We start from the raw sequence: 24714 nt of genomic DNA on the forward strand, positions 1-24714 counted from the left end.
TTTTTCTATGTAAATCATGACTATTCTAGGAGCTTCTAACCCACAATATAACCATATTAACGTTCTTGGAAAGGATGGAATATGGTGGATTACGAACGTGAGGAAGAACATACTACTCCTGAAAAGCCAAAGAGAAGCAAAAAAGGATATTTTCTTTCAAGTCTGATTGGCGTGATTGTCGGTGCCGTATTAATGGCGTTTATCATGCCGTACCTTTCAAATGAAGGGCTAGATACAGGCGCTTTAGATCAGCAGCAGAACAATAACGGCCGGGAATCAATCAGGACGGTGAATGTCAGTGTCAACAATACGGTCACCAAGATTGTCAGCAATGTGTCGCCCGCCGTTGTGGGTGTTGTGAACATCCAAAAATCAGATATACGGGGAGAGAGCGGCGAGGCTGGGAGCGGCTCTGGCGTCATCTATAAGAAAAATGACCATACCGCTTATGTCGTGACTAACCATCATGTCATCGAAGGCGCTTCCCAAATTGAAATCAGCTTGAAAGACGGCTCACGTGTATCAGCTGATCTTGTCGGCAGTGACCAGCTGATGGACCTTGCCGTTTTACGGGTGAAAAGCGATAAGATTAAAGCAGTCGCCGATTTCGGAAATTCAGATAAAGTGAAGTCTGGGGAGCCGGTTATTGCGATCGGGAACCCGTTAGGCCTTGAGTTTGCTGGCTCTGTCACACAAGGCGTCATCTCGGGTACGGAGAGGGCGATCCCAGTGGATTCAAACGGTGACGGACAGCCTGATTGGAACGCAGAAGTCCTGCAAACAGATGCGGCCATTAACCCTGGGAACAGCGGCGGTGCTTTGTTAAATATGGATGGGAAGGTCATTGGCATCAATTCAATGAAAATTGCCGAATCATCGGTTGAAGGGATTGGCCTGTCCATTCCGTCTAAGCTCGTGATCCCTGTGATAGAGGATTTAGAGAGATACGGAAAGGTCAAACGCCCGTTCCTTGGCATTGAGATGAAATCCTTAAGCGATATCGCAAGCTATCATTGGGATGAAACATTAAAGCTTCCTAAGAACGTCACCAATGGAGCGGTTGTGATGGGCGTAGACGCCTTTTCACCTGCCGGAAAAGCAGGACTGAAGGAACTCGATGTCATCACGGAATTTGACGGATACAAAGTAAATGATATTGTTGATCTGCGAAAACGGCTTTATCAGAAAAAAGTCGGTGATCGGGTGAAGGTGAAGTTTTACCGCGGCGGAAAAGAAAAATCTGTTGACATCAAGCTGTCGTCCGCAGACCAATTAGGAAGTTAATCAAACAGTCTGGCATCGTTTGCCAGGCTGTTTTGATATGCAAAAAAACTGAACGGGGGTCACGCCCGTTCAGTTGAAAAGGATATATCGAATATGAAGAAAAATACAAGATGGATGTTACACGTGAAACAGCAGTAAATGGCTGTTAGCTGCAAATACTTCCGTTATCTGCATGGACTTTAATGGTTTGTACCGTGTGGTTGCTGGCTGTGATGGTGATGATGTACACATAGGTGCCATTTTCTTTCTTTAATGCAGAAGATGTGACGGTACCTTTGCATTTGTTCAACGCAATGCTTTGTGCTTTTGCTTTTGTGATCGCGGCTTGTTTATTTTCAACGTGATGCTTGACGATTTTTCCGCTGCTGCGGTTAATGTTAAAGGTATGAATTTTGCCATCCTCACCAAGCACTTTAATGACATAGACATAAACGCCATCTGCTTTCTTCATTTGTGCTGATTGAACTGCGCCTTTGCAGTTCTTTATAGCGACAGTTTTTGCTTTAGAGAGCGTAATAGAAGCCTGCTGCTGGGTTTGAACTTTAGCAGTGTCTTCTTTATGCAGAACAGCCGCGTGTGCGGATGATAAAGAACTGATTGAAATGACCGCGCCTAAAGCAGCTGCAGAACATATTTTCATATTCATTTGTAGGTCCTCCTTAGAAAAAGAACTGAACGCGGGTCACACACGTTCAGTTTAAAAGAGTATTTAGAAAAAGGTAGACATGAACTTAGAACTTTGTGTTAAAACAAGACTGGTGTTATACGTTGAATTTCAGTTATTTTACTGCTGGCAAGCAGTTATTTTATTTGCAAATGCTTCCGTTTTCAGCGTTCACTTTCACTGTATGTTCAGTGTGGTTTTGGGCAGTAATTTTGAACACGTAAACGAATGTGCCGTTCTCTTTCTTCAAATCAGTAGATTTCACTGTGCCTTTACATTTATTTAGTGCAATTTGATGTGCTTTTGTTTTTGTAACGGCTGCGTTTTTCTGTTGCACTTCTTGTTTTACGATTTTACCGCTGTCACAGTTGACATGGATTTTATGAGTTTTTCCATCTTCGCCAAGCACTTTGACAACGTAGATGTATGCGCCGTTTTCTTTCTTCAGTTCAGAAGATTGAACTGCGCCTTTGCATTTGTTGAGTGCGATTTGATGCGCTTTTGTTTTAGAAAGATGTGCTTGTTTCTTTTGCTCGTGTTTTGCGACTTTGCCGTTTTCTCCATTGATATGGAGCGTGTGAAGGCTTCCGTCTTCACCCATTACTTTCACGACGTAAGCGTAAACACCGTTTTCTTGCTTCAGCTCAGAAGATTGAACCGCACCTTTGCAGTTTTTCAAAGCGATCGATTGGGCTTTTGTTTTGCTGATATAGATTTGTTTCTTTTGAACATCATGTTTCACAACTTTGCCGCTGTTGCAGTTGACGTTCATCGTATGCTGTTTGCCGTCCTCACCGAGAACTTTCACAACATATACGTATGTGCCGTTCACTTTCTTCATTTGGGCCGTTTGAACAGTACCTTTGCATTTGTTCAACGCAACCTGTTTTGCCTTTGCTATTGTGATGGAAGCCTGCTGCTTCGTCTCGACCTTCGTTGATGTATCATCCTTTTGAATGACCGCGGCGTGAGCAGAAGTGAAAGAACTGATTGAAATAATCGTTCCCAGTGCAGCTCCTGATAAAACTTTAGTGATATTCATGTGAGATTCCTCCTTTATTTCATTGTTGGCTGTACCAACTAAGGCAATTGTATAGGCTGAAGCTGAAAATCAAATGAGGGCTGGCTGAAAACTTGCTGAATTCAGCTGATTTTTAGGGAAGATTCAGTTTGTTTTCAGGTAAAAACGAATAATAGGAGGGGAAGGGAAAAAACTAATCAGAGGTTTATGCCAACTAAGGAGAGAGCACAGCATGAATAGGATGAAAGGCATCAAGATTTTGCTCGTGGACGATGAACCGGCGATATTAGATTTTTTGACAATGGGCCTTGAAAATGAAGGCTTTGAAGTGAAGACAGCAGCTGACGGAATGACAGCGATGAACACCGTAAAGACATTTCAGCCGCATGTGGCCATCCTGGATGTGATGATGCCCGGAATGGATGGACTGGAAGTATCGAGGATGATGAAAAAAACCGGCCATACCGCCGTTATTATGCTTACGGCCAAGGATGAGGTGGGGGTTCGGGTAAAAGCGCTGACAGAGGGCGCTGATGATTATATGATCAAACCCTTCAGCTTTGAAGAACTGCTGGCGCGAATCTACGCGAGAATTCGGGATCACTTTCCCAACCTGTTTGAAGAAGTCGCGCTCGGTCCGTTTCGAATTGATGATCGGCGCAGAGAAATCCGCTATCAGGAAGAGGTGCTCAAGCTTTCAGCAACAGAATACGAGCTTTTAAAGTTTTTGGTGCTGAATCACGGCCTCGTGCTCAGTAAAGCGAGGATTCTAGATAAAGTATGGGGGTATGATTTTTACGGAGAAGAAAATATTGTCGAAGTGTACATCCGTTCCTTGCGGGAAAAGCTGAATGACAAAAAGCATGAAGTGATCCGAACGGTTCGGGGCGCGGGATATCGGGTGGATATAGAATGAAAAAACGATTCAAAACGCTGCGCTTTCAGCTTTTATGCCGCTCATTATGCATTCTCGTTCTTCTATTGGTGTTTGTTGGCGCTTTGCAATATGTGTATGGAAAACGTCTATTATATGAAAACCGGGCTGTCAGCATTCAGAGTTATATCAATTCGACGGAGCCGACCATCTGGAATAACATTAAAACATACAAAAGCCATCCCGGCGGCTTGAAAAAGTCAGATGGTGCTGTCCGTCCCGCCTATATTTATCCGGGCGTGACCATTGTTTTTATTGATAAGAAAACAAAAGACAGTACGGTATTGTCGACCGACCCATATGCGGGAGCGCCGCCGACAGTGAATAAAAGTGTATATGATGAGGCATTAAAAGATACGATGGCCTTGCATTATAGAGTCACGAAAAATGAATCCGGCGAGGAAGTGCTGATTGTATTTCAAGCTATTAATATCGATGGAAAAGAAGCAGGCGTGATTCAAATGAGTGCTTTAACAGAACCACTGAAGGACGTACTGCTCCGGCAAATCAGCACTTACTCCACGCTCTCGCTTGTCGCGCTCCTGCTCGGGCTTTTTACATTCTTGCCAGTGGTCAGACATACGCTTAAACCGTTATCACAAATGGTACATATGATGGGTGAAATCAATGCAGGAAATTTGAATAAAAGGCTTCCTGTATATCGAAAACAAATGGAAATCGACACGCTCGCCATTTCGTTTAATCGCATGCTGGAGCGGATTGAAACGTCATTTAAAGCAGAAAAAGAAGCGAAGGAGCGCATCCGGCAATTTGTATCAGACGCTTCACATGAATTGAGAACGCCTTTAACGTCCATACACGGCTTTATCGAAGTGCTGCTGCGTGGCGCCGCGCTTCAGCCGGAGCAGAGAGATAGGGCGCTGAATAGTATGTATGAAGAGTCGAAGAGAGCCACTCGGCTGATAGAGGATCTGTTGTTTTTAGCAAAAATTGATCGGGTGCCGAGCTTTGAAATGAAGAGAGGAAATCTCGATGCGCTCATAAGGGAAATGGAGCCGCAGCTAAGTCTGCTTGCAAAAGAAAGAAGACTGCAGCTGCTGCTAGAAGATGATGCTGAAGCGGTGTTTGACAGGGATAAGATGAAACAGGTCATTTTGAATTTGGTTTATAACGCGGTGCAGTATACAAAAGAGAAAGCCGGTGCCATTACCATTTCACTGCAAAAAGGCCGTGATAGCGTTATGCTGATGATAGCGGACAACGGCACAGGCATCGCGCCGGAGCACTTACCGCATGTGTTTGACCGGTTTTACAGGGCAGACCCATCCCGCTCCCGGAAATATGGAGGTTCGGGATTGGGCCTCGCCATAACGAAATCGATTATCGACAGCCACAATGGGACAATTGACATGAAAAGTGAAATCGGCAGAGGCACTGTATTTATGATCAGGCTTCCTGCACCAGCTTATTCGTCAGATGAGTGAGAAAATTTCTTCAGCCGGTATTGAAGGCTTTGTCGGCTGATTCCAAGTTCCTGAGCGGCTTTCGAGATGTTATGGCCGTGTTTTCTTAACACGTTCTCTATCACATATTTTTCGAAGCTTTCCATTTTTTCTTTTAAATCCGCAGCCGGCTGATGTCTTGGTTCAGGCTCTGGAATGTCAGCAGGCTTGATTTTCATGCGGTATTGATAGGGCAGATGGGAGGCCGTAATCGTTTGCTCGTCCGTCATGAAATTCATGGCGCCTTCGATCATATGCTCAAGCTCACGAATATTTCCCGGCCAGTCATAAGAAAGAAAAAATTGTTTCACGTCTTCGCTGATGTGTTCAACATTCATTTGGAACAGATGGTTGTTTTTCTGGATGAACTCCGACGCGAGAAGCAATATGTCTTCTTTTCGTTCCCGAAGCGGCGGGATGATCAGCGTCACGACACTCAGCCTGTAATACAAGTCCTTCCTCATCCGTTCGCCGGCAATCGCGTCAATTGGGTCTTCATTCATCGTGGCAATAATACGTACATCAATCGGAGTATCCTTTGTTGAACCGATACGCCTGATTTTTCGTTCTTGAAGGGCGCGCAGCAGCTTTGCCTGAAGGCTGAGATTCAGCGAATTGATTTCATCTAACAGCAGCGTGCCGCCATGGGCTTGTTCAAACAGGCCGGGCTGGTCGACAGCGCCCGTAAAAGCGCCTTTTTTCGTTCCGAACAAAATGCTTTCCACAAGGCTGTCTGGCAGTGCCGCGCAGTTTTGCGAAATAAACGGGCCGCCTGAACGATCGCTGCCATTATGAATACTTTGCGCGAACAGCTCTTTTCCCGTGCCGGTTTCACCTGCGAGAAGGACAGATGATGACGTGCGGGTTGCCCGCTTGGCGTTTTCGATGACGTCTTGAATGGCCGGACTGGTGCCGAGGATGCTGTCAAACGTATAGGTGGTGCTGCCCTTTTTGTTCATATTCTCCCTGATCAGCCGTTCTAGCTTTGTCACATCCTTGGCAATTTCAACGGCACCCTTGATTTTGCCGTCCTGGACGATGGGATAGGTATGATTGATCGTCGTGATTTCCTGGCCCTTATTATTGAAGTAGCTCTGCTTCACATTTTTAATCGTCTTGCCTTCCTGGAGCGCCTGTACCAGCGTACTGTCCTGCTGTTTTGAAAACATAAACACATCCATCAGGTTTTTATTCAGGACGTCATGCTTCTCCATATCTTCAATCTGCATCATTTTATTGTTATAAACGATCGTGTTACCATGCTCGTCCACTACGTGCAGGCCAACATCGATTTCATCTAAAATGCTCTGAAAAACCAATGTGAGGAATTCGCTGTCCTTGACCACTGTATGAACCTCCCTCAATTATTTTCTTAATATTTCTTCTATTTTATAAAAAAATGGAGAGGATATGCAAAAGAATTTTGCACTCATTGAAATTTTTGCTCGAAATATCAGAATGTTTTTGCACCTTGTCCTCGAAAATTGTAGAAAACACACGAATTCTTGATTTGGCACAGAACTTGCATTTATATAAAGGGAAAGCAGGATAACATGTTGAAACAGAAAACAAGGGGGAATTCAAATATGCCAGCTTTATCTAAATCCAAAGAAATTATTGATCAGACGTCTCATTATGGAGCCAACAATTATCATCCGCTCCCGATTGTCATTTCTGAAGCGCTGGGTGCTTGGGTAAAGGACCCGGAAGGCAATGAATATATGGATATGCTGAGTGCTTACTCTGCGGTAAACCAGGGTCACAGACACCCGAAAATCATTCAGGCATTGAAGGATCAGGCTGATAAAATTACCCTCACGTCACGCGCGTTTCACAACGATCAGCTTGGGCCGTTTTACGAAAAAACAGCTAAGCTGTCAGGCAAAGAGATGATTCTGCCGATGAATACAGGAGCCGAAGCGGTTGAATCTGCGGTGAAAGCGGCGAGACGCTGGGCGTATGAAGTGAAAGGCGTAGCAGACAATCAAGCGGAAATTATCGCGTGTGTCGGGAACTTCCACGGCCGCACGATGCTGGCGGTATCTCTTTCTTCTGAAGAGGAATATAAACGAGGATTCGGCCCGATGCTTCCGGGGATCAAACTCATTCCTTACGGCGATGTGGAAGCGCTTCGACAGGCCATTACGCCGAATACAGCGGCATTCTTGTTTGAACCGATTCAAGGCGAAGCGGGCATTGTCATTCCGCCTGAAGGATTTTTACAGGAAGCGGCGGCGATTTGTAAGGAAGAGAATGTCTTGTTTATTGCGGATGAAATTCAAACGGGTCTCGGACGTACAGGCAAGACGTTTGCCTGTGACTGGGACGGCATTGTTCCGGATATGTATATCTTGGGCAAAGCGCTTGGCGGCGGTGTGTTCCCGATCTCATGCATTGCGGCGGACCGCGAGATCTTAGGCGTGTTTAACCCGGGATCACACGGCTCCACATTTGGCGGAAACCCGCTTGCATGTGCAGTGTCTATCGCTTCATTAGAAGTGCTGGAGGATGAAAAACTGGCGGATCGTTCTCTTGAGCTTGGCGAATACTTTAAAAGCGAACTTGAGAGCATTGACAACCCTATCATTAAAGAAGTCCGTGGCAGAGGGCTGTTTATCGGTGTGGAATTGACAGAAGCGGCACGTCCGTATTGTGAGCGTTTGAAGGAAGAAGGGCTTTTATGCAAGGAAACGCATGATACTGTTATTCGTTTTGCACCGCCATTAATCATTTCCAAAAAGGATTTGGATTGGGCGATAGAGAAAATCAAGCACGTGCTGCAAAACGCATAAACCCGCACCATGAAGGGATATTCACTTCGTTTGTATAAATTTACAACAGAAAAATCAGCACTCCCTATTTGCTCAGCTACAGTATTTTAGTATAATGTATCTTTATGAGAAGAAGTGAATTTTATATTAAATAGATAGAGGCTCTTTGGACAGCAAACTGGGATAGCACCATGCAGATGTTCCAGCTTAGATCCAATACAAGTTGCTGAAGGGGTGCAGAATGTGAATACAAACCAAGATAACGGAAATCAGCTCCAGCGGACAATGAAATCACGCCATTTGTTCATGATTTCATTGGGCGGAGTGATCGGAACCGGTTTCTTCCTTGGAACCGGGTTTACCATTAACCAAGCGGGACCGCTCGGCGCGGTTCTGTCCTATTTAGTGGGCGGCTTTATCATGTTTTTGACCATGCTCTGCTTAGGAGAGCTGGCAGTCGCCTTTCCTGTATCGGGGTCCTTCCAGACCTACGCGACGAAATTTATCAGCCCGGCCTTTGGGTTTGCGTTCGGCTGGCTGTACTGGCTCGGCTGGGCGGTTACATGCGCCATTGAATTCTTATCAGCGGGGCAGCTGATGCAACGCTGGTTTCCGCATATAGACGTGTGGATCTGGTGTCTGGTCTTTGCGGCACTGATGTTTATTCTAAATGCGATCACCACAAAAGCCTTTGCGGAATCTGAATTCTGGTTCTCAGGCATTAAAATTTTGATTATCCTTTTATTTATTATTCTCGGCGGAGCTGCCATGTTTGGCCTGATTGATCTGAAGGGCGGAGAGCATGCGCCGTTTTTGACGCATTTTTATGAAGACGGGTTATTTCCGAACGGCATAAAGGCAATGCTGATTACGATGATTACCGTGAACTTTGCGTTCCAGGGAACTGAGCTGATCGGGGTTGCGGCCGGAGAAAGTGAAGACCCTGAAAAAACGATTCCTCGGTCGATCAAACAGACAGTATGGAGAACGCTTGTCTTCTTTGTGCTTTCAATCATTGTCATTGCCGGCATGATTCCGTGGAAACAGGCGGGAGTCGTGGAAAGTCCGTTTGTTGCCGTATTTGAGCAAATTGGAATCCCATATGCTGCTGATATCATGAACTTTGTTATTTTAATCGCACTGTTATCTGTTGCGAATTCAGGTTTATACGCATCAACACGTATCCTGTACGCGATGGCGAATGAAGGACAGGCCTTTAAAGCGCTCGGCAAAACAAATAAGCGCGGTGTACCGATGTATGCGTTAATCGTAACGATGGCTGTGGCTTGCCTATCACTTCTGACAAAGTTTGCGCAGGCTGAAACCGTATATATGGTGCTGTTATCATTGGCGGGGATGAGTGCGCAGGTCGGCTGGATTACGATTTCGCTTTCCCAAATCATGTTCAGACGCAAATATATCCGCGAAGGCGGCAAGACAGAAGATCTGAAATTCAAAACACCGCTGTATCCGGTGCTTCCGCTGATCGGCCTGACATTAAATACAGTCGTGCTTATCAGCCTTGCATTTGATCCGGAGCAGCGTATCGCGCTGTATTGCGGCGTACCGTTTATGATCATTTGCTACATCATTTATCATGTCGTCATTAAAAAACGCCAGCAGGCAAATCGTCAGCTAGAGCTTTAAAAACGTTGTCCGCAAGTCATCTTTGTTAGAACCCGCATAGGACATTATCTTAAATGTTGAGGTGGAATCACAGATGGATAAAACGATTTCGGTTATTGGAATGCCAATGGATTTAGGACAAGCACGACGCGGAGTGGATATGGGCCCGAGTGCCATCCGCTACGCTCATCTGATTGAGCGGCTGTCAGACATGGGGTATACGGTTGAAGATCTCGGTGACATTCCGATCAACCGCGAAAAGATCAAAAATGACGAGGAATTGAAAAACCTGAATTCTGTTTTGGCGGGAAATGAAAAACTCGCACAAAAAGTCAACAAAGTCATCGAAGAGAAAAAATTCCCGCTTGTCCTGGGCGGTGACCACAGTATTGCGATCGGCACGCTGGCAGGCACAGCAAAGCATTACGATAATCTCGGCGTCATCTGGTATGACGCGCACGGCGACTTGAATACACTTGAAACTTCACCATCGGGCAATATTCACGGCATGCCGCTCGCGGTCAGCCTCGGCATTGGCCACGAGTCACTGGTTAACCTTGAAGGCTACGCGCCTAAAATCAAACCGGAAAACGTCGTCATCATTGGCGCCCGGTCACTTGATGAAGGGGAGCGCAAGTACATTAAAGAAAGCGGCATGAAGGTGTACACAATGCACGAAATCGACCGTCTTGGCATGACAAAGGTCATTGAAGAAACCCTTGATTATTTATCAGCATGTGATGGCGTCCATCTGAGCCTTGATCTGGACGGACTTGATCCGAACGACGCACCGGGTGTCGGAACCCCTGTCGTCGGCGGCATCAGCTACCGGGAGAGCCATCTGGCTATGGAAATGCTGTATGACGCAGGCATTATTACCTCAGCCGAATTCGTTGAGGTTAACCCGATCCTTGATCACAAAAACAAAACGGGCAAAACAGCAGTAGAGCTCGTAGAATCTCTGCTAGGGAAGAAGCTCCTGTAATAAGAAAACCCCCGTATCCCGCGGGGGTTTTTCATTTATCCAATCATTTTCTCAGCGACTTTCATCTCCTGTGAATGGGTTTGATGGTCCGCAATAAACCAGCCTGATAACATCACCGCTGCGACGCCTGCGCCAATCAAAAATTTTTTCATTTATATAACCTCCGTTCGTTTAATCAGTTCTTCAATTTGTAATGCTTCATAAAAAAAGTGGGCAGCTTCTTTGTAAAGCCCAAGTTCCCTATACCGTTCGCCAGCCAAAATGGAAAGTTCTCTTACACTGTCATACTCTTTCTCGGACAACAAGTCATCCATATGTTGTTTGCATAAGTAAAACGTTTCCGCATGACCCCCTTCTGCATAAATGGCATATAAAATGTCTATTTTTGCCTCACATATTCTATTCGGCTCAGCAGTCAATTTTTCCTTCACTTCTTGGTAATAAGATAAGGCCTGTTCTTTCTTTTTGACCTTAAACAGCTCTCGTATCAGCAGGTAGGCAGAATGATAATAATAGGCGGAGCGGGCATACTCTTCGTTCTGCAAGGCCTCTTCTAATTTGGAGACTGCTTGTTCTGATTGGCCGCTTTGCGCATGGAGAAGGCCGAAGTTATGCAAAAGCTGGGCTTCAAAAAAATGATCCTCCAATTCTCTTGTGATCCGAATTGCTTCGTCCAAATATGTTTTAGCTTCTTCAAACTGCCCAATTTCTGTAAAGTTGCCTGACATGGTAATCAGGGCTGAAGCCAGCTTCTTTTTATAATCAGTCTCTTCCCTGAACGTTTTGACCGCTTGCCGTGTATGATTGAGGGACACAATATTTTGTCCCAGCTTATAATAGAGCTTTCCGACCTTCAGGTGATATTCGGCTTTCTCAATCGGATCGGGAATGTTGTTGAGATACTGCTCAGCATCTTTATACAGCCCAATGGCAATATCATAATTATTTTTATAGGCCTCATACATGCCTTCAAACAGAAAAAAGTAATATTTCAGCATGTCAGACGTAGCATTCATATGAGAAGGCTCCTCATGCTGAAAACCCTGTCCTCTCGCCTCGTGAAGCAAAACCTTGTGGCGCAGTTCCAATAAGGAGAAGTAGGCAAGCACCTCCTGATCCTCTTCCATGTCATCCAATAAAGGCTTCACTTCTTCAAATAAACGGGAGGACTCTTCCACTTCATGTTTCTTGATAGCAAGGTACCAATCGTTGAGCATGCTAGCGATTTCTGCAGGTGCAATCTTATTCATGTGAAACTCCTTTCTCTAGTGACTTATCAATCTCAGTTGCTTATTCTGATAGTAACACCTCTTTCTATTTTATGTAAAATCCTCTAGTCAATATATGAAGGAGAGATGATATGACAATGATACTAACCCCGATGCAGACAGAAGAATTTCGGTCCTATCTCACGTACACAACAAAGCATTACGCGGAAGAAAAGGTAAAAGCGGGAGCATGGCTGCCTGAAGACGCACAGCTTTTGTCTAGGCAGACGTTTACTGATCTGCTTCCGAGAGGGCTTGAAACCCCCCATCACCATTTGTGGAGCCTCACGCTGAATGAAAAGGAAATCGTTGGCTGGCTCTGGATCCATGCTGAACCGGAGCATCCGCAGCAGGAAGCATATATATACGATTTCGGGTTATATGAACCGTATCGGGGCAAGGGCTACGCAAAGCAAGCATTGGCAGCATTAGATAACACGGCCCGCAGCATGGGAATCCGGAAGCTGTCCCTTCACGTCTTTGCCCATAATCAGACGGCGCGAAAGCTATATGAGCGAACCGGATTTCAAGAAACAGACGTGGTAATGAGCAAAGAGCTTTAACGAATAGGGCCTGGTAAAGGCCTTTTTCTGTAAATGATTTCTAAAAATTCTGTAAATAACCTAGTTACTTTCCTTATTTTTCTAATATAATGTGGGTGAGGAATTACCCTTCCTACATTCACAAGAAAAGAGGAGATGTAATGAAGTTGAAGAAACGGGTGTCGATGTTATTGGTAGCGCTTACAATGTACGGCGGCCTGTTTGTTTCTCCAGCCAAAGCCGTAAAGACCACAAACTATGCTGAAGAAATCGCCGCACTGCAGCCAGGCACGACACCGGAGGAAATCATGAAATCGGCCAGCCAGATTGCCAAACAGCAACATGTAAAGCAAGACGTCATTCTGAAGCAGTTTTATAAGGAAATCACAGCAGATAAAGCAGAAGGTGACAGGCTCGCCAAGGAAAGCGGCATGTCTATCATGGGCGGCTCGTCCGGCACGAAAAAACTTCCGACAAGCGCGAAAGGCAACATTTATTACACGAACTCCTACACAGCCTACTATAATCATGGCCACGTCGGCATGTATTCCGCCGCTGACAAAATTGTTGAATCTGTCCCGGGTGACGGTGTCAGGCAGATCGCTTACAATGCCAGAGACGTGGAAGACAACTCCATTGTACAGACCGTCAGTGTTACCTCATCTCAAAAAACAGCTGCCGCTGACTGGGCGGTATCAAAAGTCGGTGACCCATACTCATTTAACTTCGTCAATAACAGAAATACCGGCCATGACGGCGCCAAAAACTGTTCAAAGCTCCTATGGTCCGCCTTTTTGCTGAAAGCCGGCATTGATATAGACAGCAACGGAGGTTTAGGGGTGTATCCGCGCGACATCACCAGCTCATCCTATACAGCAACCATTATGACCATCAGATAAGGAGAGGGATATGAAAAAGTGGATGATCATCATTGCCATGCTTGTACTCGCAGGAATCGCACTATTTGTCTTCGTTTCCCCTCTCAAAAGCCATAAAGCCGTGAGTCAGCAGGATCTTAGAGATCCCGGTTTCCTGGATGACAAAGAAATCCTGCTGTATTTCTCATCCTCTGCGGATCAAGATGCATTTGGCGGCGGGAAAAGCTACGCCCTGTTTATCAGCCAGGACGGGTCGCTGTCTTCCTTTAAGATGAAGGGCCTTGAGCTGGGCTCAGCCAAGTTTCACGGCGACAGTGTGATGCTGGAGGACAAAAACACGATTTACACGATCAAAAACGGCCTGAGTTCTCATAAAAGAGCCTATCAGCACACCGGAGACAGCGCGGGCTTTCTGCAAAACACGGACGGTTTTTATACCTTATACAACTCCGGCTACGACAAAAAGAGAGACGGATACCGCTCAGAGCTGTACCGCCAAATGAACGGAGAGTGGAAAAAAGACGTCATCCCATCCTACATTCGGGCCTCCGGTTTTCATGACGGCGCCATTTATGCACTCGTCCCGACAGATGACGAAAAAGGCTATGAGCTCCTTCAGATTCAAGCAGATCAGAAGAAGCTTACCTATCACACCATAACGGAATGGCAGTACAGGGAAGGAGCCTCAGTCGAATCCCAGCTTGCCGTGGACGACCAAGCTGTGTATGTCATGATCCGCGGCCAAAAGGCGCGCAATTTCTATCAAATGGTCAAGATCAACAAAAAAAGCGGCAAAGTAGAGCTGCACGACATCGCCGAATACAAAAACGACGAACAAACGATATACAGCTCCATGCCCTTTAGCTTTAAAAACAGCTTTTTCCCTTATGACGGGAACCTGTATTTCATTGACGGCTTCGGAAAGGTACACAAAATCGATGCCAAGACAGGAAAAACAAACATCGCCTTCACCCTTTCCCAGGACAAAATGAAAGCCGATTTCAAAGAAATCACCAAAAAAGGCAGCAGTCTCTACTTCTTCACATACACGTATAACAAGCCTGCAACCATTGAACAGTACAGTCTGAAAACCGGAAAGAAAATGAAGGAAAAAGAGATTGGGAAGGTAAAGGACGTCGTGACGCCGAAGAGTCATTTGAAGCTGTATGATGTTGAGGTGATGAAGGGGTTTTAAGGGCAAGGAGGTTTTATGGGAGCTATCGCCGTTTTATTTATCGTTTTTGGTTTTCCGATCATTGCAGGTGTATTTGGTATAGCGGGTCATTTTTTATTTAAGAGACTTTGGGTGGCGCCGCTCATCGTCCTTATCGCGAGTTTGATATTGTTATTTACGTTAGCTTCGGGCAATAGCTCATTCATGTTTTGGGTTGTTATGTATACGGCAATTGCGTTAGTAACCAGTATTGTCACATTATTTCTCAGGAAATTTTTTAATTGATCTGTTTATGAAGAGACTGGTATAAAGTCTCTTTTTTTGTTGAACCGAAGTTCGCAGAGATTTTGGGTATGGTATAGAAACGAATCTAAAGGAGTAATGACATGCGGACCAAACGGGTTATTCTTCTGGCAGTTATGATCAGCCTAGTTTCGGCCATTACTGTGTTCCTGTTAAATGGACGTAAAGTCGACTGGTTAGACATCTTCGGAACCATTATCGGCTGCTTTCTTGGCATCTTTATCGTTATAAGAATACAGAAAAAACAGTCGTGAAAAAGGGAAAGGGTCATGCCGAACCGAAGTCATGTTCTAGGACCAAGAGTCCAAACACATGAATGGGAGGAATGGCGTTGACTGGAAACAAAGCGGTTGTGTATAAAGGCAAAGGGACTGTAGCGGTGGAGGATATCGGTTATCCGGAGTTAATCCTAAGGGACGGGCCCGGCGTTCCAAAGGCGAATGTGAATCGAAAATGTGAGCATGGGGTTATTCTCAAAGTCATTACAACCAACATTTGCGGAAGCGACCAGCATATGGTCAGAGGCCGCACAACGGCGCCAGAAGGCTTGGTGCTCGGGCATGAAATTACGGGAGAAGTCATTGAAACGGGGCGTGATGTTGAATTTATCAAAAAAGGAGATATCGTATCCGTTCCTTTCAATATTTCCTGCGGACGCTGTGTGATGTGCAAAACGCAGAAAACGCACGTGTGCCTGAATGTCAATCCGGACCGGCCGGGCTCGGCTTACGGCTACGTCGATATGGGCGGCTGGGTCGGCGGCCAGTCTGAATACGTCATGGTACCGTACGCCGATTTTCAGCTCTTGGTATTCCCTGATAAAGAACAGGCGCTAGAAAAGATTCTCGATTTGACCATGCTGTCCGACATTTTCCCGACAGGCTTTCATGGAGCTTACACAGCAGGCGTGCAAACAGGTTCAACCGTTTACATCGCGGGAGCGGGGCCTGTCGGCTTGGCAGCTGCACACTCCGCTCAGCTCCTTGGCGCCTCCACCGTGATTGTCGGCGATCTGAACGAAGACAGACTGGCACAGGCGAGAAGCTTCGGCTGTGAAACGGTCAACGTGCAAAAACACGATCGCCTCGGCGAGCAAATTGAACAAATACTAGGTGAACCGACCGTTGACGCCGCAGTGGACTGTGTCGGCTTTGAAGCATCTGGGCACGGCAATCAAGGAGAAGCGCCTGCTGCCGTGCTGAACTCGATCATGGACGTCACCCAGGTCGGAGGCAGCCTTGGCATTCCAGGCTTATACGTGACCGAGGATCCTGGTGCAAAGGATGCGGACGCCAAAACAGGCTCACTAAAAATCCGCTTCGGACTTGGCTGGGCCAAAGCCCACACCTTTGTCACCGGACAAACGCCCGCCATGACATACAACCGTAATTTGATGAAAGCGATCCTGAGCGGCAAAGCGCAAATCGCAAAGGCCGTCAACGCCACCGTCATTTCTTTGGACGACGCGCCAAAAGGCTACAGCGACTTCGACAAAGGCGCAGCCAAAAAATTCGTCATCGACCCGCATGGAACATTGAAGTAAAAGAAAAAGCCGGACGTTCTTTGAACGCCGGCTTTATTGCTGATAATCCGTTTCTTCAAAGCGGTTTCCCGTTTCATCCTGTACGATGAAATCCCCTTCGATTTTGTCCAGTCCAATCAAAATATAAGGATTTTTCTCATTTGCCTTAGGAGCAGGTTTTCTTTTCACAGTCACAATTGTTTCTTTAGGCGAGTATTTGACGTCTGACACATCAAGCTTCTTATCATTCGCGCTGCTTCCGAGAGACACCACGGCCATTTTTTTGCCTTCTGAAATGGTGAAGACTTGATATCCTTTAACATCATCATGCATTTGAAGGTAATTAGCGTATATTTCTAAGTCTGGACTGCCTTCACCGATTCGATCCTTCTCCAACACCCAATAAGACGGCTGACACCCAGCAAGCAGCAACATGATCACAAAAAGCCAAACCCATCTAAAGCGCAAATACAAACCTCCCCACACATCGGTTACATCCAAACTAACACACGTGCGAAATAGAGTCATCAACAGCTTGTTTGTCGAATTGTGGATAAAACTCAGCCCGAAGCACTACTAACATGTGAATAAATAGGTTATATTGAGAAGAGCACAATTGTAAAAATGGAAGAAAACATCGGAGGATTTGAACATGAAACAAGCGTATTATTCCTGTGAAGAACATATCGAAACGGTACTGGATATGTACATAGACGACCACGAGCTGCCGCCCGAAATCAGAAAAATCGAACATACTAACAGTTTATCCACAGCCTGTGAATTATGTGGAGACCCCGCAGTATATATAGTGGGGAACGAGTGATCTTACACAAAATACAGAAAAGATATCCACAATTGTGGACAACATATATGAATAACTTGTTTTTAAAGTGGGGATGACCTGTGAATATCAATATTGTGACAATCGGAAAACTAAAAGAAAAATACCTCAAGCAAGGCATTGAAGAATACACCAAACGACTTTCGGCCTACGCAAAAATCGACATCATCGAACTCCCGGACGAAAAAGCGCCGGAAAACCTAAGTGACCAGGACATGAAAATCATAAAAGACAAAGAAGGCGACCGCATCCTAGCAAAAATCAGCCCCGACGCCCACGTCATCGCCCTCGCCATCGAAGGAAAAATGAAAACATCCGAAGAACTAGCCGATACAATAGATAAGCTGGCTACTTATGGAAAAAGCAAAGTCACCTTCGTCATCGGCGGATCACTTGGACTGAGTGACGCGGTGATGAAGCGAGCGGACGAAAAGCTGTCGTTTTCAAAGATGACGTTTCCTCATCAGTTGATGCGTCTCATACTAGTCGAGCAGATTTATCGGGCTTTTCGGATTAATCGTGGTGAGCCGTACCATAAGTAAATGAGGTTTTTGAGGCGTAAGATTTACGCTTTAGTAAGTGATAGCATATAGAGAAACTAAAAGATTTAATAAAGTATTGATGAATAGAGGAGGGAAGTTATGGGGCAAGTTGCACGAAATGCACTTAAAGGTTACACATTTCAACACTACATATTTACGCTGTTTGTAGCAAAGATGGATGTTGAAAGGAAAATCAAAAAAATTGAATCGGAAACGATTATTAGTGGAAACTTTGATGATTTATATATAGAGGCTGATGAGAATTATAGAATTCAAGTAAAAAATTACCCTAGTACTACATTGGATGACATTGTTATTACCAAAGACAGTGTTCGAATCAAAGGAAACTCTAATGACTACAATCAAGATGAGAATAATATTGTAATAATTAATACTGATCAGATTGATACAGATTCAGAGTTCATGGGTTTTCCAGCAAAAAAAGTAAACGGAATTGTGATAATACCACTAACTCCATTTGATGTACAAGATTTACTTGATGAGATGTTTAGTACTGAAAGTAGAGAAATTCAGATAATTCAGTTCGCATTTTCTTTGATAACTTCCTCAAACTTTGTGATAAATGAAGAGGAACTACCAAAAATGATAAGAATGTCTTTAGACTTAAATGACAGAACAATCTTAATTCGAGAACCATTAGAAAGCGTGGAGAAAGGTATTTTATGGATATATGGTAAGCCAGGTGTAGGCAAAAGCCATTATGTCGAAGAGTTGATTCAAAAATATAATGATGCAATAGTGTATAGGTTTTGGACTGGATCTCAAGATGAACGACTTATGAAACGGTTGCAATTTGATACGTTTTTAAATGATGTGGCACTAGGAATTTTCAATTCTCCAAGGAGTTACACCATCGAAGAACTGATTCAAGAAATTATTAGACAAGAAAAAATATTGATTATTGATGGTCTAGATCATGTTGAAAATTATAATCCGAAAGAGCTTCAACTATACATAGATTTTATTAATTCATTGAAAGAAGCTCGTTTGGTTGTTTTATCAAGACCACTTTTAGCTAAAGTTAGTTGGCAACCTATGGAATTGATAAATTGGAGTTTTGACGAAACTGCATTATATTTGGCTATGGCTTACAACATCTATGAATACAGAGTTGTTAAGGAAATCTACGAAGTTACCGATGGTTATCCGATAATCACTTATTTTATTGCTGAACATTATATAATGCATAAAGAGATTAATATTGGGCTTGAGATTGAAAACTTAAATCAATATTATAGTATTTTGCTTGAAAAAGCTAATCCAAAGTCATTATTATCTATTTTTGCAACAAACAATAGTTTCTTCACAGAATCCGAGCTTAGAACTATTCTTAACGAATCTTTCGTGGTAGACGCAATCATGGACTTTATTGAAGTACATCCATACTTGTTTAAAAGGACAATGAATAGGATTTCTTTAATTCATGATAGTTTTAATACATACTTGAGGTATCAACTAGAAAGTTATCCAGAATTAAAAGGCAGAGTGAATCAGTTTGTACAGAGTAGTTTATTGAATGGAGATATTAATTTCATGTCAAGATTGTCTTCATTTGAACTTAGTGAAGATTTCTATAATGAACTATTATGGATGTATAGCGAGGTTGATAATTTTTCAGCTCTACTTGAAAGAACTTTAGATTATAATTCAATAACCTCATTTTACAACCAGCTACAGAAGTTATTAGAGCAACGAGAAGGAGTACTAGATCTATATCATTATTATTCATTTGCTTTGGTTTATCAAATGGCTAATCGTAATGACTTAATTGGATATGATGGTTTGGTGTATCAAATTCTTATATATATGAATGATCATTTAACTATAGAGGAAGAGATATTTAGTACTGGTGTTTTATGGAATATTTTTATCCTTTTAAAGTTGAAGGACGAAGCATCATATAAAAGGTATTTAGCAGATAGAATGTATGATCCAAATCAAATAAATGAACTATATGAGAAATTGAATGATGAACATTGCTACTTTGAAAAACGGAAAGAAAAGCCGAACTACAAAGAAACATTAGAAAAGTTACAAGAAAATGATATATTCGAATTTGGTAAACAAGATATCTTAATAAGACATATGGTAAAAGTCTGGGTTCACCAAGATAAAGAGGATATCTATTATAAAATACTAGATGAATTCTTGAATAACGATGAAAACATAGCAACATATCGATTAAGGAAAATTGTCGAAGAGAATGGTATTAGAGGTAGATGGTCAGCCAGGATACTATCATCTGTTAAATACCAACTCAATGAGATAGGTGAATTAGGAGAAAAGAATTTCTTTTATGGTAAATCTTTGAGCGACATTATAAGGAATAGTGCTCCAAATGGATCTTTTGAAACAGTAGAGTATGCACAATCCTTTATAAGGTTAGCCAATCATGAAAAGAGACAGATTGATATTTATTCAGTTAATCGAGTGTGGGCAATGTATTACAATCGAAAAGATTACAGTGTTTATACTCTAGATAGTGCATTAACAGTGTTTGAGAAATTTGGTTTTTTAGAAGATTTAAAGTCGATTGAAATACTAAGAAAAGTAATGAATCAAAGTGAAAAAGGGATTAGGCATCTACTTGGAAGCTATATAAATCTGAAAGATGATTCACTTATAAATAAATTAGGTCAAATTGGTGCATTTAATGATAGTGATTTTCCGGTAGATATATTCGATTTAACACCCGAGAAAATAAATTGCCTTGATGTTAAGCACGTTGATCAAAGAATATATAAAATGCTTTCATATCATAATTATGGAAAAACCATTGAATACAGAGATATACTAAATCCATTGCGAAGTAAGTACTTTAATCGTGTTCTTGACGCTATAGATTACTATGGTTACAAAATATTCGGGCTGATTGATGATGAAGAAATTGAGGAAATGATTACTGAAAAAGGAATAGAAATACTAAAGCAAGTAAAAGAAGAAGACAGCTATATCCCATTTAAACATGGATGTATTCATGAAGCAGACATAGAGTATATACATGAAAACCAAATCGGATATCTTGAAGTATCAAGATACTCTGATGGGTGGCATTCCTGTTTACCGTTTGTAGATTTATATTCTCTTTATAACTTGGATGAAATCAGAATGTCCCACTTAAAGATAATACATAATGCAATGTTTGCTAGAGTATCAGATAGAGAATACATTGGTAATTGGAATTTGTTGATTGGTAATATACCGCGATTTCTTGAACAATACGAGATTGATATCAACTGGAATAAAATGTACGAAATTCTAAAGTGGTTTCTAAGAGAATCATTGATTTACGATGTAGATGTAAATAATCAGTTATAATGATTCTATGAAGTTCATTAATAAAAACGAGTTTATAAATACGCTCCTTAGCCTTAATGGCCCCTCTCTATTCGTAAGCTTTTTATAATAAAAAATATTATTTTGGAGATAAAAACATGATATGGAAAATTGCAGTAGGAGTACTAATAAGTGAATATCCCACAACATAATGGTGTTTGTAAATAAAGCTAAAATAAAATAAAAACATAAAATACCTGCAAAATTTTTTGATATGGATGATACTAACTTTGTACTTGTTGACTCCTCTTTTTGGAATCAGATTGGAAATGATTTAAATACATATACAGAACTACTCGATATTTTTGATGAGGTAGGGCAACATACATCTTAACGAATTAGAAGAGAATACTTCGGATTGTAAGAGGCGGATAAAAACCGCTTCTCTTTTTACTTATTCTATAAATAAACGAATCCATCAAGATATTCCTTGTTTTGGATACCCATCCATTGCCTCCATTCTTCTTTAGTTCATATTTATATACATTTATTGGAAATGGTTTATTTTTAAGAAGGTGTCGCACTAAATAGATCTGGAAAACGCAAAAAAGAGCCCAGAGAAAATCATCTCTGAACCCTAAATATTCCTCACTTCATATACCGATACTCCCGCAAACTCTCCAAAATCGCTACTTCCTGCAACAGTTCTTCACCCACATTCGTTTCCTTCACTTTCTTCCGCTCAAGCTCTTTGTCCACTAATCGTTTCACCGTTAAGACGTCGGTTCCGGTGCTTAGGACTTCTGCCTTGGAGTTGAAGTGTTTATGGGCGACGAGCTGCATGCCGTAGGAGTTGTATAGCAGCGTGTAGCCGGCGATACCTGTTGTGGATTGGTAGGCTTTGGAGAAGCCGCCGTCGATGACGATCATTTTTCCGTTTGCTTTGATTGGGTCTTCTCCTTCGATTTCTTTTACAGGTGTATGGCCGTTGATGATATGGCCGTGATCTGGATTGAGGCCGAATTCTGCCAGGATGTTTCGGCAGGTTGCCTCGTCTTCGCGCAAATAATAATACGGGTTTTTCTTTTCTTTATGTGTTTCCTTTTCTTTAATGAAATATCGTTCAAATGTCGTCATGGCGCGTTTTCCGAAGAGAGAGGAGTATTCGCCTGTCCATAAATACCAGGCCATATCTGTCGCCAGGTCATCGGTTTCTTCCGGGTGGGCAAACGCTTCCCGTAAGAATCGTTCAAATACATCGAGCAGCTCACGGCCCGCATACGGTTTATCCTCAATCATCATCGTTTCCATATTGCCGTTTTCATCGACAGGAATACAGCCGTGAATTAACAGGTTGCCGTTATATTTTAAATAAAGGCTGCCTTTTTTCATCATAAAATTCATATGGCGGCCCAGCTTTTCGGAATGCTGGACAGAGAATAGCAGCTTGTCTATGACTTCTGCTTCTTCTTCTAATAGCTGATCTGGCTGCTCCGGATTAATCGTCGCAAAGCAGGTGTTTTCCAGTTGATATGTTTTTCCGTTCAGCGTGATTTCGTTTTTGTCATAATCTATTTTCTCTAATAACAGTCGCTCTTCCATATTAAAGTTTGGCCGTCTCTTGATAATCGGGCTCTCAAGCTTGAATTGGATCATCGCAATCGCTTGATGGATTTTGGTGATTTGCTTAATCTCATCCTCTGGCCTGTTGTCGTCTGCTTTTGGACGGAACGCTGGATTATCGTCATAATATTTTTCGGCCAGGTTCAGCAGCGGTCTCAGGTTGATGCCGTACACGTCTTCAATAATATCCAGGTTGTCGTAGCGGGCACAGATGCGGATAATATTGGCCAGGCACACTTTGGAACCGGCATAGGCGCCGATCCAAAGGACATCGTGATTTCCCCACTGAATATCGACAGAATGATAGTTGATCAGTTCTTCCATAATCCTATCCGGCTGCGGTCCGCGGTCGTAAATATCGCCGACAACATGCAAATGGTCGACTACCAGCCGCTGAACGCTGTAAGCAAGGCCGGTGATCAGCTTATCGGCTTGGCCAAGTTCAATGATCTGATCTATGATTTCGGAGTAATATTGCTCCTTGTTGCCAGCTTGTTCTGTTTTGTACAGCAGCTCCTCCGTAATATAAGCAAATTGGGCAGGCAGTGCTTTGCGCAATTTGGAGCGGGTATACTTGGAGGAGCAATATGAAACGAGCTTAATCATTCGATGAATCGTTTCTTTATACCACTCGTTTAACGCTTCTTTCGCATCAAAGTCATGTTTGATTAACTTCAGTTTGTCTTCCGGATAGTAGACCAATGCTGCTAATTCATCGATTTCTCTATCGTAAATGACACCGCTGAAGATGTCGCGTATCTTCTCTTTGACTCGTCCTGAACCATTGCGCAGCACGTGCTGGAATGCCTGATACTCCCCGTGCAAATCACTGACAAAATGCTCAGTGCCCTTTGGCAGGTTCAATATCGCTTTCAAATTAATGATTTCTGTTACCACTTTTTCTTCACAATCGTATTTTTGCGCGAGTAGATCTAGGTACTTGCTTTCCAAAATCGTCCATCCCCTTTTTAGAATAAACCCCTCTTTATGAGCATGTGCATGATAAGGTGAATTTAAAAGTATGACATTATTTTTAAACATTGGACCTTTATATGATAGTACCGCATAACTGCTTTTAGAGACAATTGAAACGAGTGAATAAAGTGAAACACAAAAAAACCAGATGTTAAATCTGGTTTCCTGTTCAAAGCAAACTATTATTGTTTTTCTTTCACCATCTTGATAAAGAGGAAAAAGACAATGAATACGATAAAGTAGTTCATTGGATTCTTAACGATGCTCATCTCCAGGGAAATCTGTAAGAGTATCCAGAGCGCAAAGATGGCTAGTATTGCAGGAATGATGATTTTGTACATGTCGACCACCTTCCATAGTTAATGAAAGAAGAGTTCTATATTAGAAGCAAGATGCAGCAGCCCCTGTCATCGCACCGCCGCCAGTCCCAAGAATACATTTTCCAACTGATTGGGTGCTGATTGTACCGCTAGTTTGTCCAGAGTCTTGGTTTACTACTTTGATTAAAACGCCATGAACGAGTTTTTCGTATTGTAGTGTAACAGGAACACCATTTTTGTCAGTTGAGCTTTTAGGGAGAACTTGTTCTTCGCCTGTTACATGATCTTTTAATATTGCATTTCCATCAGCAAGCTGAACATCTGCATGATCGAACGTCATCTTCAGCTCACTATCATTGAGGTTTTCAATATTGTATGTAGCTTGGGATTCTGTAGCATTCGCTGCAATAGGTAAAACCGGGAGGGATAAGGCACCTACTAGGAATACCAAGGCCGCCAATTTTACTGTGGTTAGCTTCATTATCCTTTGCATCATTTATCCTTCTCCTTTGGTTGCCATACTAACAGAGACGTTTCGCCTGTTAAACCCTTATATATATAAATTACTGAATTTCATTACATTGAATCACCAAAATATTCATTTTTCATCTAAAAATCTTAGACGTTGGTAGGTCTTTTTGTTTTCAATATTTAATGGTTAAACAAACAATTTCTTAGTTT

24 protein-coding genes and 2 pseudogenes are annotated in these 24714 nt (G+C 42.9%); 17 read left to right on the forward strand and 9 right to left on the reverse strand.

The annotated features are described in order from the left end of the window. Positions 1 to 81: 81 nt before the first annotated feature. Together htrC and QA442_RS01040 are read left to right on the forward strand one after the other, a co-directional pair. Positions 82 to 1284, forward strand: a complete 1203-nt coding sequence (gene htrC / locus QA442_RS01035) for a serine protease HtrC (RefSeq protein WP_095430983.1) — start codon at positions 82 to 84, stop codon at positions 1282 to 1284. A 19-nt stretch (positions 1285 to 1303) separates the two neighbouring features. Next, a pseudogene (locus QA442_RS01040) lies at positions 1304 to 1433 on the forward strand (hypothetical protein). Here the strand turns inward: QA442_RS01040 and QA442_RS01045 are convergent. Together QA442_RS01045 and QA442_RS01050 are read right to left on the reverse strand one after the other, a co-directional pair. Beyond that, positions 1430 to 1930 (reverse strand): PepSY domain-containing protein, encoded by a 501-nt coding sequence (locus QA442_RS01045; RefSeq protein WP_071581800.1) that lies wholly within the window; start codon positions 1928 to 1930, stop codon positions 1430 to 1432. The pseudogene QA442_RS01040 and the gene QA442_RS01045 sit on opposite strands and share 4 nt — an antisense overlap. Positions 1931 to 2090: 160 nt before the next feature. Further along, positions 2091 to 2990 carry a PepSY domain-containing protein gene (locus QA442_RS01050; protein ID WP_095430984.1) on the reverse strand — a complete coding sequence of 300 codons (900 nt, stop codon included), beginning with the start codon at positions 2988 to 2990 and terminating at the stop codon, positions 2091 to 2093. A gap of 211 nt (positions 2991 to 3201) precedes the next feature. Here QA442_RS01050 and QA442_RS01055 point away from each other — a divergent pair, with 211 nt between their 5' ends. Together QA442_RS01055 and QA442_RS01060 are read left to right on the forward strand one after the other, a co-directional pair. Continuing rightward, complete coding sequence (locus QA442_RS01055; RefSeq protein ID WP_014666085.1) at positions 3202 to 3885, forward strand: response regulator transcription factor; 684 nt, start codon at positions 3202 to 3204, stop codon at positions 3883 to 3885. After that, a complete protein-coding gene (locus tag QA442_RS01060) occupies positions 3882 to 5348 on the forward strand; it encodes a sensor histidine kinase (RefSeq protein WP_095430985.1) in 1467 nt (488 codons plus the stop codon). Before QA442_RS01055 ends, QA442_RS01060 begins: the two co-directional genes overlap by 4 nt. Here QA442_RS01060 and rocR read toward each other — a convergent pair. After that, positions 5330 to 6712, reverse strand: coding sequence for an arginine utilization regulatory protein RocR (gene rocR, locus QA442_RS01065; protein WP_014666083.1), 1383 nt, complete (start codon positions 6710 to 6712; stop codon positions 5330 to 5332). The genes QA442_RS01060 and rocR overlap by 19 nt on opposite strands. Positions 6713 to 6952: 240 nt before the next feature. On the opposite strand from rocR, the gene rocD reads away from it, so the two are divergent. The 3 genes from rocD (at position 6953) to rocF (ending at position 10748) form a co-directional block, all read left to right on the forward strand. Further along, positions 6953 to 8158, forward strand: coding sequence for an ornithine aminotransferase (gene rocD / locus QA442_RS01070; RefSeq protein WP_095430986.1), 1206 nt, complete (start codon positions 6953 to 6955; stop codon positions 8156 to 8158). 222 nt (positions 8159 to 8380) lie between these two features. After that, a complete protein-coding gene (locus QA442_RS01075; RefSeq protein WP_095430987.1) occupies positions 8381 to 9784 on the forward strand; it encodes an amino acid permease in 1404 nt (467 codons plus the stop codon). Between the two features lie 73 nt (positions 9785 to 9857). Beyond that, entirely contained in the window at positions 9858 to 10748 is an 891-nt protein-coding gene (gene rocF, locus QA442_RS01080; protein WP_003226959.1) for an arginase, read from the forward strand. Between the two features lie 35 nt (positions 10749 to 10783). Here the strand turns inward: rocF and QA442_RS01085 are convergent, their stop codons facing one another. Further along, positions 10784 to 10900, reverse strand: coding sequence for a Phr family secreted Rap phosphatase inhibitor (locus QA442_RS01085; RefSeq protein WP_014666080.1), 117 nt, complete (start codon positions 10898 to 10900; stop codon positions 10784 to 10786). Continuing rightward, positions 10901 to 11998: a response regulator aspartate phosphatase RapG gene (gene rapG, locus QA442_RS01090; protein ID WP_095430988.1), complete on the reverse strand. Its 1098-nt coding sequence runs from the start codon at positions 11996 to 11998 to the stop codon at positions 10901 to 10903. It abuts the gene before it with no gap. A gap of 110 nt (positions 11999 to 12108) precedes the next feature. Here rapG and QA442_RS01095 point away from each other — a divergent pair, with 110 nt between their 5' ends. From QA442_RS01095 to fdhA, 6 genes are all read left to right on the forward strand, one after another. Then, positions 12109 to 12579: a GNAT family N-acetyltransferase gene (locus QA442_RS01095; protein ID WP_095430989.1), complete on the forward strand. Its 471-nt coding sequence runs from the start codon at positions 12109 to 12111 to the stop codon at positions 12577 to 12579. 140 nt (positions 12580 to 12719) lie between these two features. After that, on the forward strand, positions 12720 to 13457 hold the full coding sequence (locus QA442_RS01100; protein WP_095430990.1) for a YiiX/YebB-like N1pC/P60 family cysteine hydrolase: 738 nt from the start codon (positions 12720 to 12722) through the stop codon (positions 13455 to 13457). A 10-nt stretch (positions 13458 to 13467) separates the two neighbouring features. After that, complete coding sequence (locus QA442_RS01105; protein ID WP_279473455.1) at positions 13468 to 14631, forward strand: hypothetical protein; 1164 nt, start codon at positions 13468 to 13470, stop codon at positions 14629 to 14631. A gap of 15 nt (positions 14632 to 14646) precedes the next feature. Beyond that, a complete protein-coding gene (locus QA442_RS01110) occupies positions 14647 to 14895 on the forward strand; it encodes a DUF2651 family protein (protein ID WP_279473456.1) in 249 nt (82 codons plus the stop codon). 101 nt (positions 14896 to 14996) lie between these two features. Beyond that, positions 14997 to 15167: a hypothetical protein gene (locus QA442_RS01115; protein ID WP_279473457.1), complete on the forward strand. Its 171-nt coding sequence runs from the start codon at positions 14997 to 14999 to the stop codon at positions 15165 to 15167. 62 nt (positions 15168 to 15229) lie between these two features. Further along, entirely contained in the window at positions 15230 to 16456 is a 1227-nt protein-coding gene (fdhA, locus tag QA442_RS01120; protein WP_279473458.1) for a formaldehyde dehydrogenase, glutathione-independent, read from the forward strand. 33 nt (positions 16457 to 16489) lie between these two features. Here fdhA and QA442_RS01125 read toward each other — a convergent pair whose 3' ends face one another. After that, the gene (locus tag QA442_RS01125; RefSeq protein ID WP_279473459.1) at positions 16490 to 16903 is read right to left on the reverse strand and encodes a hypothetical protein; all 414 of its coding nucleotides are present in this window, start codon (positions 16901 to 16903) and stop codon (positions 16490 to 16492) included. 184 nt (positions 16904 to 17087) lie between these two features. Here QA442_RS01125 and QA442_RS01130 point away from each other — a divergent pair, with 184 nt between their 5' ends. The 4 genes from QA442_RS01130 to QA442_RS01145 all read left to right on the forward strand — a co-directional run bounded on the left by QA442_RS01130 (position 17088) and on the right by QA442_RS01145 (position 21509). Beyond that, positions 17088 to 17258 carry a CxxH/CxxC protein gene (locus tag QA442_RS01130; RefSeq protein ID WP_003219122.1) on the forward strand — a complete coding sequence of 57 codons (171 nt, stop codon included), beginning with the start codon at positions 17088 to 17090 and terminating at the stop codon, positions 17256 to 17258. 80 nt (positions 17259 to 17338) lie between these two features. After that, complete coding sequence (gene rlmH / locus QA442_RS01135) at positions 17339 to 17818, forward strand: 23S rRNA (pseudouridine(1915)-N(3))-methyltransferase RlmH (protein ID WP_014115824.1); 480 nt, start codon at positions 17339 to 17341, stop codon at positions 17816 to 17818. Positions 17819 to 17917: 99 nt separating this feature from the next. Then, positions 17918 to 21157: a hypothetical protein gene (locus QA442_RS01140; RefSeq protein ID WP_279473460.1), complete on the forward strand. Its 3240-nt coding sequence runs from the start codon at positions 17918 to 17920 to the stop codon at positions 21155 to 21157. A gap of 232 nt (positions 21158 to 21389) precedes the next feature. Next, the gene (locus tag QA442_RS01145; protein WP_083252772.1) at positions 21390 to 21509 is read left to right on the forward strand and encodes a TdeIII family type II restriction endonuclease; all 120 of its coding nucleotides are present in this window, start codon (positions 21390 to 21392) and stop codon (positions 21507 to 21509) included. Between the two features lie 254 nt (positions 21510 to 21763). On the opposite strand, the gene fbp is transcribed toward QA442_RS01145, so the two are convergent. The 3 genes and pseudogenes from fbp to QA442_RS01160 form a co-directional block, all read right to left on the reverse strand. Beyond that, positions 21764 to 23689 carry a fructose-1,6-bisphosphatase gene (fbp, locus tag QA442_RS01150; protein WP_014478521.1) on the reverse strand — a complete coding sequence of 642 codons (1926 nt, stop codon included), beginning with the start codon at positions 23687 to 23689 and terminating at the stop codon, positions 21764 to 21766. 206 nt (positions 23690 to 23895) lie between these two features. Continuing rightward, a complete protein-coding gene (locus tag QA442_RS01155; RefSeq protein ID WP_279473461.1) occupies positions 23896 to 24054 on the reverse strand; it encodes a hypothetical protein in 159 nt (52 codons plus the stop codon). Between the two features lie 61 nt (positions 24055 to 24115). Further along, positions 24116 to 24526 (reverse strand): annotated as a pseudogene (locus QA442_RS01160) (Pathogenicity island protein); the annotation flags it as partial. Positions 24527 to 24714: the final 188 nt, after the last annotated feature.

This window comes from Bacillus stercoris, assembly GCF_029772985.1.
In the GTDB taxonomy this organism is placed as follows: domain Bacteria; phylum Bacillota; class Bacilli; order Bacillales; family Bacillaceae; genus Bacillus; species Bacillus stercoris.

Excerpts from the sequence above, each read along its gene's own strand:
- htrC (WP_095430983.1), top strand. The coding sequence starts at position 82 with ATGGTGGATTACGAACGTGAGGAAGAACATACTACTCCTGAAAAGCCA.
- QA442_RS01045 (WP_071581800.1), bottom strand. The coding sequence starts at position 1,930 with ATGAATATGAAAATATGTTCTGCAGCTGCTTTAGGCGCGGTCATTTCA.
- QA442_RS01115 (WP_279473457.1), top strand. The coding sequence starts at position 14,997 with ATGCGGACCAAACGGGTTATTCTTCTGGCAGTTATGATCAGCCTAGTT.
- rapG (WP_095430988.1), bottom strand. The coding sequence starts at position 11,998 with ATGAATAAGATTGCACCTGCAGAAATCGCTAGCATGCTCAACGATTGG.
- QA442_RS01110 (WP_279473456.1), top strand. The coding sequence starts at position 14,647 with ATGGGAGCTATCGCCGTTTTATTTATCGTTTTTGGTTTTCCGATCATT.
- QA442_RS01130 (WP_003219122.1), top strand. The coding sequence starts at position 17,088 with ATGAAACAAGCGTATTATTCCTGTGAAGAACATATCGAAACGGTACTG.
- QA442_RS01085 (WP_014666080.1), bottom strand. The coding sequence starts at position 10,900 with ATGAAAAAATTTTTGATTGGCGCAGGCGTCGCAGCGGTGATGTTATCA.
- rocD (WP_095430986.1), top strand. The coding sequence starts at position 6,953 with ATGCCAGCTTTATCTAAATCCAAAGAAATTATTGATCAGACGTCTCAT.
- QA442_RS01095 (WP_095430989.1), top strand. The coding sequence starts at position 12,109 with ATGACAATGATACTAACCCCGATGCAGACAGAAGAATTTCGGTCCTAT.
- rocF (WP_003226959.1), top strand. The coding sequence starts at position 9,858 with ATGGATAAAACGATTTCGGTTATTGGAATGCCAATGGATTTAGGACAA.
- QA442_RS01060 (WP_095430985.1), top strand. The coding sequence starts at position 3,882 with ATGAAAAAACGATTCAAAACGCTGCGCTTTCAGCTTTTATGCCGCTCA.
- QA442_RS01140 (WP_279473460.1), top strand. The coding sequence starts at position 17,918 with ATGGGGCAAGTTGCACGAAATGCACTTAAAGGTTACACATTTCAACAC.
- fdhA (WP_279473458.1), top strand. The coding sequence starts at position 15,230 with ATGGGAGGAATGGCGTTGACTGGAAACAAAGCGGTTGTGTATAAAGGC.
- QA442_RS01105 (WP_279473455.1), top strand. The coding sequence starts at position 13,468 with ATGAAAAAGTGGATGATCATCATTGCCATGCTTGTACTCGCAGGAATC.
- QA442_RS01055 (WP_014666085.1), top strand. The coding sequence starts at position 3,202 with ATGAATAGGATGAAAGGCATCAAGATTTTGCTCGTGGACGATGAACCG.
- QA442_RS01145 (WP_083252772.1), top strand. The coding sequence starts at position 21,390 with ATGGATGATACTAACTTTGTACTTGTTGACTCCTCTTTTTGGAATCAG.
- QA442_RS01155 (WP_279473461.1), bottom strand. The coding sequence starts at position 24,054 with ATGTACAAAATCATCATTCCTGCAATACTAGCCATCTTTGCGCTCTGG.
- QA442_RS01050 (WP_095430984.1), bottom strand. The coding sequence starts at position 2,990 with ATGAATATCACTAAAGTTTTATCAGGAGCTGCACTGGGAACGATTATT.
- QA442_RS01100 (WP_095430990.1), top strand. The coding sequence starts at position 12,720 with ATGAAGTTGAAGAAACGGGTGTCGATGTTATTGGTAGCGCTTACAATG.